We start from the raw sequence: 11,892 nt of genomic DNA, 5'->3' as shown, positions 1-11,892 counted from the left end.
AAGGAGTCTCCCATGGCAGGACGCGTCTCGCAGCGGACCATGTTCGACAACTACGTCTCGAACATGAACTACGCGCTGTCCAATCTCATGGAATCGAACATGCAGGCGTCCAGCCAGAAGCAGGTCAACCGCCCCTCGGACGACCCCGTGGGCATGGCCCGCATCCTGAACTACCGCGCCTCGCTGGCCACCAACGAGCAGTACCAGAAGAACGTCAGCCAGGCCGAAAGCTGGCTGAGCCTCGCGGACAAGACGCTGACCCAGGTGAGCACCGTGCTCACCCGCATCAAGGCGCTGGCCGAGCAGGCGGCCACCGGCACGGTGAGCCCCGAGAACCGCAAGGAAATCAGCTACGAAATGCGCGAGTTGTACGAGCAGCTCATCAACCTGGCCAACACCGAGAACGAGGGGCGGCACATCTTCGCCGGGCACAAGATCGAGGACGCCGCCTACGTCGCGGGGCTGGCCGTCACCGCCAACGACCCGGCCATGGCGAGCACCTCGTTCACCGTGGAGGGCGGGGCCAGCAACACCATCGTGTTCCAGTTCCTGGAAAGCGGCACCATCGGCGCCGACGCGCTGGACTACCGCTATTCCGAGGACGGCGGCGCCACCTGGAAGACCGGCACCCTGGCCTCCAACGCCGCGCCGGTGATGCTGGGCGGAGCGCGCCTGACCATGACGCCGGGGGCCACGGTGACCGCCGTGGACACCGCCAACGACCACGAGACGGACAACGGCACCTGGCTGTACATCCGGCCCACGGCCATCTACAAGGGCGACGACTTCAACTCCACGGGCCTCACGGCCGACCGGTACGGCGCCGCCAACATCGCGGCCACGGCCGACGGGTCGTTCCCGCGCGACGTCATGGTGCGCATCGACCAGTCGGGCACGCTCAACGGGGCCATCAGCTATTCGTACAGCATGGACGGCGGCTCCAGCTGGGTGCCCGCCACCGCCTCGGGCACGGGCGGCCCCGTGTCGCTGCTGGTGCCCGGCGGCTTCCTGACCCTGGCCTCCAACGGGGGCAACGCGCTGACGGCGGGCGACCAGTTCGTCATCCGGCCGCACCGCGCCTCGCTGGAGTACGAGATTTCGCCCGGCGAATACATGTCGGTGAACAACGTGGGCAAGGACATCTTCGGCGGGCTGTACCAGGCGCCGGGGCAGTCCAGAGCCACGGCGGTGTACGGCGGCGACGGGCGCAACATGTTCGAGGTGTTGGGCAGGCTGATAGCCTTCACCGAAACCAACAGCCAGACCGGCATCCAGCAGGCGCTGGACGAACTGGGCACCGCCTCCAAGGTCATCCTGACGGCGGCGGCGCGGGTGGGCGGCAAGGAAAACCGGCTCGACGTGGTGCAGGGCATCCTGGAGTCGCAGGAAGACGACCAGACCATGCGCATGAGCAGCATAGAGGACGTGGACGTGGCCAAGCTGATGACGCAGCTCGCGCAGCAGCAGCTGACCTACAACAGCGTGCTCAAGTCGTCCTCCATGATCATGCAGATGAATCTCACGAACTTCCTGTAAGGGCCGGCGGCACCCATGCTCATACTTACGCGCAGGCCGGGCGAAAGCCTGTACCTCGGCGACAACATCCGCATCACCATCCTTGGCATGCAGGGAAAGCAGGTCAAGATCGGGCTCGACGTGCCCGGCGACATGGTCGTGTACCGAGAGGAAGTCTACCGGCGCGTCATGGAGGAAAACCGCATGGCGCTCGAAACCAGCAACGCTGACCTGCTTGCGGCGACACAGATATGGCACGACAGAACGAAAGAGTGATCCAGACCCGGCTCGGCCGCCAGAGGGTGGCGCTGGACAAGGTGCTGTACTTCCCCCGGGGCCTCATGGGCTTCGAGGACAGGCACGAGTTCACGCTGCTGCAACTGCGCGAGGGCGCGCCCTTCCTCATCCTGCAAAGCATGGACGACCCGCGTCTGGGCCTGCTGGTGGGCGACCCGTACAGCTTCCTCGACGACTATCCCATCCGCGTCGGCGACGCGGAGCAGAAGCTGTTGCGGCTGCGCACCATCCGGCAGGTGGCCGTGCTGGTCACCGTGTCCATTCCGCCGGGACGGCCCGAAAAGACGGCCCTGAACCTTACCGGCCCCATCCTGATCAACCACGAGGCCCGGCTGGGCCTCCAGGTGCCCCAGACCGACGGGCGCTTTCCCACGCAGTTCTACCTGCACGAGCAGGCCGGCTGCCCGGCGGAGCGCGCGCCGGGTGGTGAGGACGGCCAGGACGGCCAGGACGGGGAGGCCAGCGAGGCGTAAACCCGGCTGATCCGGACCGCCGGATGAACGGCAATGCACGCGAAGGGCGGCCCCCATGGGGGCCGCCCTTTCGCATGGCGACAACAAGACACGGCGGACACGGCAGGCTCCCGAATTTCCCGCGTGGCCGGTGGAGGATGGTGCGCGCGTCAGTCGCCCCGGCGGGCGCGTTCCCCGGCCACCAGGCCGGAAAGCCCCATCTTGCGGATGCGGTAGCCCATCTGGCGCGGGGTGATGCCCAGCGCGGCGGCGGCGCGGTGCTGCACCCAGCCGTTGCGGCGCAGGGCGGCGATGATCTCGTTGCGCTCGATGTCGCGCAGGGTGGTGGGGTGGGACTCCGCGTGCGGGGCATTCCCGCCGCCGTGCCCGGCGTGCTCGGTGTGGGTGTCGTGGAGGGGCGGCCCCATGCCCGCCATACCTCCCGTTCCCCCCGTTCCCCCCATGTCCGCCGTCGCGGCCGGATACGGCCAGTCGGGCTGGGCGTTCTCTGTGGCGGAATGCTCCAGCAGGGGTTCCAGGAAGCGCCGGTCGATCTGGCCCGACTCGGACAGGATGGCCAGGCGTTCGATGAGGTTTTCCATCTCGCGCACGTTGCCGGGCCATTCGTGGCGGCGCAGCAGGCCCAGCGCGTCCGGGGCCAGGGTGATCACCCGGCGGTAGTCGCGCGCGGCCTTGGCCAGAAAGTGGTTGAGCAGGCGTTCCACGTCGTCGGGGCGTTCGCGCAGGGGCGGCACCCGGATGGGGAACACGCACAGCCGGTAGTACAGGTCCTGGCGAAAGCGCCCCTGCTCGGAAAGCTGGGCCAGGTCGCGGTTGGTGGCGGCCACGATGCGCACGTCCACGCGGTGGGTCAGGTTGCTGCCCAGCCGTTCGAATTCGCGGTCCTGGATCACCCGCAGCAGTTTGGCCTGGACGCTTGGCGGCAGTTCGCCGATCTCGTCGAGGAAGATGGTGCCCCGGTGGGCCTCCTCGAAGCGCCCGGCCCGGCCGGTGGCCGCGCCGGTGAACGCGCCCTTCTCGTGGCCGAACAGTTCCGCCTCCAGCAGCGTTTCCGGGATGGAGGCACAGTTCACCTTCACGAAGGGGTGCACCATGCGGTCGGAAAGGTTGTGCAGCAGCCGCGCGATGAGCGTCTTGCCCACGCCCGATTCGCCCAGCAGCAGCACCGTGGCCCTGGTGGGGGCCACGCGCTCTATCTGGCGCTGCACGTCGAGCATGGCAGCGCTGCGGCCCACGATGTAGTCGCCCCGCTCGTCCAGCACGCGGGTGCGCAGCTTGACGTTTTCGCGGCGCAGGGTGTCCACCCGCTCGTTGACCTGTTCGTTCAGGCTCAGGAACTGGGCCACCAGGGTAGCCACGATGCCCAGGAATTCCACGTCCTCGGAGGTGGAGACCTCGTCGCTGAACAGGCGGTCCACGTTCAGCACGCCGATGGGCGCGCCCTGCTTCAGGATGGGCACCCCGAGGAAGGATATCTTGCCCTTCTCCACCTTGCGCGCGCCGGTGCGGTCGAGAAACAGCGGGTCGGTGCGCACGTCGCGCACGATGTACGGGCGGGCGGTCTGGAAGATGGCGCCCGTCACCCCCTCGTCCAGCCGGTACACGCCGCGCCCGCGTTCCTCGGGGGTGAGCCCGTGCGAGGCGGCGATGACCAGTTGCCCGGTCTCGCGGTCGGGCAGGGTGATGGTGGCGCGCTTCATGGAAAGGGTTTCCGACAGCACGCGCAGCACGTCCTCCAGCGACTGTTCGAGGTCCAGGGCCCGGTCGAAGACCTGGCTGATGGCGTAGAGGGCCTTGAGTTTCAGGCTTTGCAACGTGCACGGCATGCCCGCTGCGTTGCAAGGATGGTTCCGTGGCGTCGGGGCGGGGCGGCGAGGGAAATCAGGAAACGATTCAAGGATGTTGCGGTGTGGTCGGGGCGGGCGGCGGGGCGATTCTGGGCAAGGTCGTTTTAACAATTAGCGGAAAAAACAAGCTCCAGAAATGCCATTTTTGAAAAAACGGCATTTCTGGCACCCTGTTATATCGGCGGCGCGGGATGGGGCCGTCAGACCTTGTCGCGGGAGGCGTCGCCGTCCCCGCCGGGGCCGCCCTGGCTTTCCGCCGCGGGCGGGGTGGGGCCGGGCAGCCCTTCGACGCCGCGCACGTGCACGTCCAGTTGCGGAAAGGCCATCTCGATGGAGTTCTCGCGGAACAGCCGCTCGATGTTCCGGCGCAGATCGGACGCGGTGGAGCCGCCGTAGTTCAGGTCATCCACCCATACCTGCAACACGAAGTCCAGGCTGCTGGGGCCGAAGTCCTGGAACTGCACGCCGGGGGCGGGGTCGCGCAGCACGCGAGGGTGGTCGGCCGCCGCTTGGCGCAGCAGTTCGGTCACCTTGTCCACGTCCGAGCCGTAGGCCACGCCCACGTTGATGGCGCGGCGGATGCGCAGGCTGTTGCGGCTCCAGTTGGTGAGCCGGTTGGACACGAATTCCGAGTTGGGCACGAAGATCACGGCGTTGTCGAAGGTTTCCACCGTGGTCGAGCGGATGCTGATCTTGCGCACCGTGCCCCACGTCTCGCCGATCTGGATGATGTCGCCTTCCAGCAGCGAGCGGCCGAAGATGAGGATCAGCCCGCTGAAGAAGTTGTTGAAGATGTTCTGCAACCCGAAGCCCAGGCCCACGCTGAGGCCCCCGGCGATGACCGTGATGCTGGTCAGGCTGACGCCCAGCGCGTTCAGCACCACTAGGCCGAACAGCGCCCACAGGGCATAGGTCAGCCCGGTCTGCAACGGCGGAATCACGCCGCGCTCCACGCGGGGCAGGCGGGCGGGCAGGTTTTCCAGGAACGAGGTGCCCACGGCGATGGCCGAGCGGGTGAGGTAGAACAGCAGCACCAGCCCCAGCACCCGCAGCGAGTTGAACGACACCGAGCCCACGTTGACGTTCAGTTCCAGCGCCTGGCGCATCATGTACGGCCCGCCGGGGAAGGCGGACATCCACGGCAGCAGGGTGGCGGCGGCCACCACCCACATGGCGGGCGCGCCAAGGCCCAGCACTAGGCCGCGCAGCAGGGCGCGCATGCCCTTTTCCGGCAGGCGTTCCGCCAGCAGGGTTACGAGGGCCACCAGCACCGCGCCCAGTTGCAGGGCCACGGCCAGGGCCAGCCCCACCAGGAAGAACGGGATGGCCAGCCGCGCCCAGCCGAACACCGCCGCCAGCAGCGAGACGACGCACAGCGCGGGTTCGCAGGCCAGCAGCACCCGTTCCAGCAGGGGCAGCACGCGGGGCTTGCCGCGCCGGGCGCGCAGGGCCAGCACCGCCACCATGCACAGCGCCCACACCGGGGCCAGCAGCACGGCGGGCGGGTTCAGGAACAGCAGCAGCACCCCGATGGCCGCCGGGGCGAACAGCAGCGACAGGGGCGAGCGTTGCGGCACCCCGGTCAGGCCGGTGGCGCGCAGGCTCCAGACCAGGGTCAGTTCGCCCCACAGCAGCAGAAGGTGCGCGGGCACCACCACGGCCCGGTACACCTCGCCGCCGCGCGTCCACGAGGCGAAGTGCAGGGCGATGCCGATGGCGATCCACGGCCAGCTGCGGGCGGCCACGTTGCGGCAGCTCTGGGCCCAGCCGCCGGGCAGCTCGCAGCCGCTCCGCAGGGCCAGCCTGCCCAGCAGGAACAGGGGCACGGCCAGGAAGGCGAAACGCAGCAGCAGCGCGCCCCAGTCGCGGGCGTTCTGCGGGAATTCCGTGGCCAGGCGCACCTCCACCGTGTCGGACCATGCGGCCAGGTTGGCGGGCAGCGACTGCCACACCAGAAGGTCCATCAGCGAACTGGAGGCCACCAGATAGTAGGTGCGCCACAGCGCGGGCAGTTGCGCGTCGATCTGCTCCAGGGCCTGGGCCAGCTTGGCGGCCACCGCATGGCCGGGGTCCAGCGCGCGGGTGAGGCGGGTGCTCAGGGCCGTCAGGTTCCTGCGGCCCTCGGTGAGCTTGGCGAGGTATTCGGAGAGATCCTTGGAAAGGTCGCTGGACCGTTCGGCGGCCAGGTGCCCGGAAAGTTCCTTGTCCAGCGCGTTGAAGTCGTCCAGGCGCTGGCGCACGGCGGCGTCCATGGATTCCATGGGGGCCAGGCGGCCCAGCAGGGTGCGCTGGACCGAGGCCATCTGGCGGCGGATGGCGGCCATTTCGCTGGGGTGGTTGCGGCTCAGCTGGTACAGCGCGAACAGGCGCTGGTAGTCGCGCTGCACGGCGGCCACCTGGGCGTCCAGGGTCTTGACCATGTCCGGCAGCGACTTGCGCAGCCGGTCGGTTTCCTCCACCAGCGTGGTCAGTTCCTGCCCGCGCGTCTGCCAGATGACGTCCATGGACTGCTGGCCGTCCGGTGCGTCTCTGGGCGCGTCGCCCGGCAGGGACGATGCCGCGTCGGCAGCCGGGGGCGCGGCCTGGGCCGCCAGCGCGGGCCGGGGGGCAAGCAGGCCGGAGCGCTGGGGCGCGAAGCAGGCAAGCAGGGCCAGGCCCAGCAGGGCAAGCAGCACGGCCGGGCGGCGCGGGGCGGGGGCGGGGCGGCGCGGCGACGCGCCGAGCGGGCGATGTATGGGGGCATGAAGCATGAAGGTCTGCATCCTGTGTTTTTTGGGGGGGCGGTCTCGCGGCGGTCTCCGGTGGCTGGCGCGGGCCGGACTTCACCATATACGCCGACGCCGCGCGTTCTTCAACGTCGGCGGATGCGCGGCCGCTGGACGCGCGGCCTGATTTTTCATTGGAACCGCTTGCCCGGTTAGGCAAATTGGGGAACAATGCAAGTATTCACGTCAGCCTTGATCGGCGTTGGGCACGGATTTCGCGCAACGCGTGTGGCGCATCCGCCCGCATCGCCAAAGACGACGCCGGCCCGCGTGACCTCGGCGGCTGGCGAACCCAGGAGGAAACCGGCATGACCCCGGCCTTGCCGCCCGCCGCGCTGGTGCCCGTGCCCGACCCCATACCGGGGCCGTGGGGCTGGTTCCAGGCGCTCTTGCTGCTCACCTTCGTGGTGCACCTGCTGTTCATGAACGTGGTGCTGGGCACGGCGGTGATCACCCTGTTCCGGTCGCTGCGCACGCCGTTCGCGCCCAATGACCAGATCAACACGGACATCCGCGAGACGGCGGCCTGGGTGCCGCGCGCCATGGCGCTGGCCGTGAACTTCGGCGTGCCGCCGCTGCTGTTCCTGCAGGTGCTGTACGGGCAGTTCATCTACCCCAGTTCCATCCTGATGGCCGTGTGGTGGCTGGGCATCGTGGGCTTCGTGATGATGGCCTACTACGGCTTCTACCTGTACGGCCTGGGGCACGCCGTGCTCGGCCCGCGCCGCACGCTGGTGGCGGGCATCAGCGTGGCGCTGCTGCTGGTCAACGCCTTCGTGCTCACCAACAACGCCACCCTGATGCTGGACCCGGCCCGCTGGACCGGCTACGCGGCCTCGCCCGGCGGCACCCTGCTGAACTGGGGCGAACCTTCGCTGCTGCCGCGCTACCTGCACATGGTGACGGGCGCGGTGGCCGTGGGCGGGCTGTTCGTGGCCGGGCGCGCCCAACTGCTGCTGAAGGCGGGCGGCCCCGTGGCCGCCGGTCCGCAGGGGCCGCAGGACTGGAGCCTGCGCATCACCGAGGGCCTCAAGTGGTTCACCCACGCCACCTACGCCCAGTTCGTGCTGGGCGCGTGGTTCCTGTTCAGCCTGCCGGGACCCATGGCGCGCCTGTTCATGGGCGGGCACTGGCTGGCCACCGGAGCCTTCGCGCTGGGCCTCGCGGGCACGGCGCTGGCCCTGCTGGCCGCCCGGCAACGCCGGGTGTGGCTGGCCTCCGGAGCCACCGTGGGCATCATCTTCCTGATGGCGGCCATGCGCGCCGTGCTGCGCGACGCGTGGCTGGCCCCTCACCTGAAGGCATCCATGGCAAAGGCGGCCGCCGTGCCCGTTCACCCCCCCCAGCTTCCAATGGCGGGGCAGGACGGCGCGGCCGCGCTGTTCGTGGTGTCGCTGGCGGCGGGGGCCGCCGCCGTGTGGTGGCTGGTGGTCATCGCCCGCCGCAGCGGGAAGGAGGCGTAGGCCATGCAGTACCCGGTCTGGCAACTGCCGGTGAACGGCGGCCTGCTCATCGCGCTCATTTCGGTCATCCACGTGTTCGTGGCCCAGTTCGCCGTGGGGGGCGGGTTCTTCCTGGTCATGGCCGAGCGCAAGGGCCACGCCGAAGGCAGCAACGAGATATTGCAGTGGGTCAAGCGGCACAGCCGGTTCTTCGTGCTGCTGACCATGGTCTTCGGCGGGGTGACCGGGGTGGGCATCTGGCTGATCATCTCGCTGGTCAGCCCGGCGGCCACCTCGCAACTGGTGCACCTGTTCCTGTACGGCTGGGCCACGGAGTGGGTGTTCTTCCTGGGCGAGATAGCGGCGCTGCTGGTGTACTACTACACCTTCCAGCGCTGCATCTCGGGCCGCATGAGCAAAAGGGACCACATGACGGCGGGCTGGCTGTACGCGCTGTTCGCCTTCCTGTCGCTGTTCATGATCAACGGCATCATCGGGTTCATGCTCACCCCCGGCGAATGGCTGCGCACCGGCGACTTCTGGGACGGGTTCTTCAACCCCACCTTCTGGCCCGCGCTGGTGTTCCGCTTTTCACTGTGCCTGCTGCTGTCCGGCCTGTTCGCCATGATCACGGCCCTGCGCATTCCCGGCCCGGAAACGCGGGAGACCATGGTGCGCTGGTCGGCCAAGTGGGTCTGCCTGCCCTTCGTCGGGCTGCTGCTGGGCGCGGCGTGGTACTTCGCCGCGCTGCCCCCGGACCAGCAGGCCATGATCCTGCGCCGGACGGAGGACATCCGCCCCTTCGTCCTGGCCTGGCCGGTGGTCACGCCGCTGCTGTTCCTGGGCGGGCTGGCCTTTTTCGTGAAGGCCGGCGGCAGGGCGCGGGCCGTGCTGGCGGGCGTGGTGCTGCTGCTGGGGCTTGCGCAGGTGGGGGCCTTCGAGTGGGTGCGCGAAACGGGCCGCCGTCCGTGGGTCATCCACGGCTACATGTATTCCAACGGCATCCGCGCGGCGGACGTGGAACGCATGCGGCGCGACGGCGCGCTGTCGCTCACCGCGTGGGCGGGCGCGCATGAGGTGACCGACGCCAACCGCCTGGAGGTGGGCCGGTTCCTGTGGGCGCAGCAGTGTTCCAGCTGCCACGGCATGGGCAACCCCATGCTGGACATGGTGCCGCGCGCGGCCAGACGCGGCGTGGCCGGGCTGGAGGCGCAACTGGCCGGGCAGGGCAAACTGCTGCCCTACATGCCGCCCTTCTGCGGCACCCCGGCCGAGCGCAACGCGCTGGCCGTGTACATCGCCCATGAGGTTGAACGCCGCACGCAGCGGTAACCCCCGCCCGAAACACCCGGCGGACGCCTTTGTGATCCTTCGGCAGCAACGACGCAGGGAGATGCGACGATGAGCAAGAACGATACCCGCATGACCGAGAACCTGTTCCGCGTGTGGCTGATCGTGGTGGCCGTGTTCGCGGTGGGCTTTCTGGGCGCGCAGCTGTTCGCGCCGTCCATGCGGCCCGCCCCCCCGGAAAAGGCCCCGGTCCCGGCTCCGGCCCAAAACGCCACGGCCGGGCAGCCCGGCGGCGCGGCAGGTTCCGGCTACGGGCAACTGGTCACCGACGTGCCCCCGTTCGACCCGGACAAGGACGGGCACGTACTGGTGGCGTGGAGCAGGCAGGGCATGCAGCACGTCACCGACGCGGAACCCGCGTGGACCCTGCTGCCCCCCGGTTCCACCCTGCGGGCGCAACTGGTGCATCGCGGTCCCGGTCCCCAGGCGGTGACCGAGGGCGCGACCCTGACCTGGCTGCTGGACGGCGAGGCCAGGCCCCCGGCCGCGCGGCTTTCCGGCGAACTGAAGCTGGTGGAAGGCACCACCCTGTACGAGGCTACGGACATTCCCGTGCTGCCGTATGTGGACAAGGACGGGTTCAACCCGTACCCCACGGTGACCGTGGAGGCGCGCGACGCCTCGGGCGCGCTGCTGGCCATCACCCGTTGCGTGCTGCCGGCTTCCACCGAGATGGGCTGCCGCAACTGTCACGGCGGCCCGTGGAAGGTGGGCGGCGTGGCGGGCATTTCCCCGGCCACGGCCGCCGACGTGCTGGAGGTGCACGACCGCATCAACGGCACGGACCTCGCGCAGCGCGCCAAGTCCGGCGCCACCGTGGTCTGCCGGAGCTGTCACGAGCCGGAGGGCAAGGCCGACGCAGGCAAGCCCGTGCCCCCCGCCATGTCCGCCGCCATCCACGGCTGGCACGCCGCCTACATGGGCGGCCGCGGCGCGGATGCCTGCAATTCCTGCCATCCCTCCGCGCCCGACGGGGCCACCCGTTTCTGGCGCGACTATCACGTGACCAAGGGCCTCGACTGCACCCGCTGCCACGGGGCCATGGAAGACCATGCCCTGTCCCTGCTGCGCAAGGAACAGGAGGCGGGCAACCCCGCCGCCGACCGGCTGATGGCGGCCATCACCCCCGTGGCGGTGCAGGACGTGAAGGACATCGCCCCGCGCACCCCGTGGGTGAACCTGCCCGACTGCGCGGGCTGCCACGACTTCGCGGAAAAGCCCAGGTCCGCCACCGCCAGCGCCTTCAACAAGTGGACCGCCGACGCCGCCGGGCTGTACGCCGAACGCACCGACGACACCACCATGCTGCGCTGCCCGGCCTGCCACGGCGCGCCGCACGCGGTGTACCCGGCCCGCAACCCCCTTGGGCGCGACCGCGACAACATCCCCCCCATGCAGTACCAGCAGCACGCGCGGTCCATGGGCGCTTCCGGCAACTGCTTCGTCTGCCATGGCGAGACGCCAGAATTCTCGGTGCATCACCCGCTGGTGGAGCGCAAGACGGTCACCGTCACCGTGCCGCAGGGGGCGAAGCTGGCCAAGCCGCGCGTGCCCTTCCCGCACGAGGCGCACACCCCCACCGTGGACTGCGGCACCTGCCACCACAAGGGCTACGTGGACGGCGGCCCCATGAAGTGCGCCAGCGCCGGTTGCCACGACGTGGTGGTGGACGCGGAAACCGGCACCCCGCAGCAACGCGCCGACCCGCGCTACTTCCGCAACGCCTTCCACGGCGAAGGCCCCAGCTGCAACGCCTGCCACGCCCGGTTGCTGGCGGCGGGCAAGGCGGCGGGGCCCCTGGACTGCCGGGACTGCCACAAGGTCAAATCGTAGGGCACTGCGGTCCTTTTGTCCCCTGCCTTCGTCAGAGCGCTTTTTTATTCCGGTCGAGTACCATAAGAGTACACTCCCTCCATAAAAAAGCGCTCTTCCTTGGCAGGGAACAAAAATCCTCGCAGTGCTGACGAGGCCCACAGCCTGACCCCATCACACCCACCGGGGCGCGCGGAGCACACCGCGCGCCCCGTCCGTTTCGGGCTGCCGTCCGCGTGTCCATTCTGCCAAGATAGACATATATCACTGATAACGTGGGAAAAAATTCCTTCCCATATCCCCGTGGTGTGGTATGCAGGAAATGTCGGGCATCAGCTTCGGCAGGGGGCCGCGCCTGTTCCGGTACCGGCGGCCCACGCCCGACGCGCAG

The 11,892-nt window shown here is 69.1% G+C and carries 8 protein-coding genes; 6 read left to right on the top strand and 2 right to left on the bottom strand.

From position 1 onward, the window contains the following. Positions 1 to 12 precede the first annotated feature (12 nt). From flgL to fliW, 3 genes are read left to right on the top strand one after another with little or no spacing between them, the layout of a single operon-like run. Positions 13 to 1,536: a flagellar hook-associated protein FlgL gene (flgL, locus tag ACR4XJ_RS02705; RefSeq protein WP_434753754.1), complete on the top strand. Its 1,524-nt coding sequence runs from the start codon at positions 13 to 15 to the stop codon at positions 1,534 to 1,536. Positions 1,537 to 1,551: 15 nt separating this feature from the next. Further along, positions 1,552 to 1,791: a carbon storage regulator CsrA gene (csrA, locus tag ACR4XJ_RS02700; RefSeq protein ID WP_007526389.1), complete on the top strand. Its 240-nt coding sequence runs from the start codon at positions 1,552 to 1,554 to the stop codon at positions 1,789 to 1,791. Then, complete coding sequence (gene fliW, locus ACR4XJ_RS02695; RefSeq protein ID WP_434753753.1) at positions 1,767 to 2,285, top strand: flagellar assembly protein FliW; 519 nt, start codon at positions 1,767 to 1,769, stop codon at positions 2,283 to 2,285. The genes csrA and fliW overlap by 25 nt, the downstream gene beginning before the upstream one ends. A gap of 149 nt (positions 2,286 to 2,434) precedes the next feature. On the opposite strand, the gene nifA is transcribed toward fliW, so the two are convergent. Beyond that, positions 2,435 to 4,111 (bottom strand): nif-specific transcriptional activator NifA, encoded by a 1,677-nt coding sequence (gene nifA, locus ACR4XJ_RS02690; RefSeq protein WP_434753752.1) that lies wholly within the window; start codon positions 4,109 to 4,111, stop codon positions 2,435 to 2,437. Positions 4,112 to 4,332: 221 nt separating this feature from the next. Then, a complete protein-coding gene (locus ACR4XJ_RS02685) occupies positions 4,333 to 6,882 on the bottom strand; it encodes a mechanosensitive ion channel domain-containing protein (protein ID WP_434753751.1) in 2,550 nt (849 codons plus the stop codon). 323 nt (positions 6,883 to 7,205) lie between these two features. Here ACR4XJ_RS02685 and ACR4XJ_RS02680 point away from each other — a divergent pair, with 323 nt between their 5' ends. The 3 genes from ACR4XJ_RS02680 to ACR4XJ_RS02670 all read left to right on the top strand — a co-directional run bounded on the left by ACR4XJ_RS02680 (position 7,206) and on the right by ACR4XJ_RS02670 (position 11,522). Continuing rightward, positions 7,206 to 8,360 carry a peptidase gene (locus ACR4XJ_RS02680; protein ID WP_434753750.1) on the top strand — a complete coding sequence of 385 codons (1,155 nt, stop codon included), beginning with the start codon at positions 7,206 to 7,208 and terminating at the stop codon, positions 8,358 to 8,360. Positions 8,361 to 8,363: 3 nt separating this feature from the next. Then, a complete protein-coding gene (locus tag ACR4XJ_RS02675; RefSeq protein ID WP_434753749.1) occupies positions 8,364 to 9,671 on the top strand; it encodes a cytochrome ubiquinol oxidase subunit I in 1,308 nt (435 codons plus the stop codon). 69 nt (positions 9,672 to 9,740) lie between these two features. Beyond that, positions 9,741 to 11,522 carry a cytochrome c3 family protein gene (locus tag ACR4XJ_RS02670; protein ID WP_434753748.1) on the top strand — a complete coding sequence of 594 codons (1,782 nt, stop codon included), beginning with the start codon at positions 9,741 to 9,743 and terminating at the stop codon, positions 11,520 to 11,522. Positions 11,523 to 11,892: the final 370 nt, after the last annotated feature.

Origin of the sequence: Nitratidesulfovibrio sp. D1, from assembly GCF_051133415.1 — a bacterium.
Lineage (GTDB): Bacteria > Desulfobacterota > Desulfovibrionia > Desulfovibrionales > Desulfovibrionaceae > Cupidesulfovibrio.
This window is presented reverse-complemented; position numbering and strand designations above follow the sequence as displayed.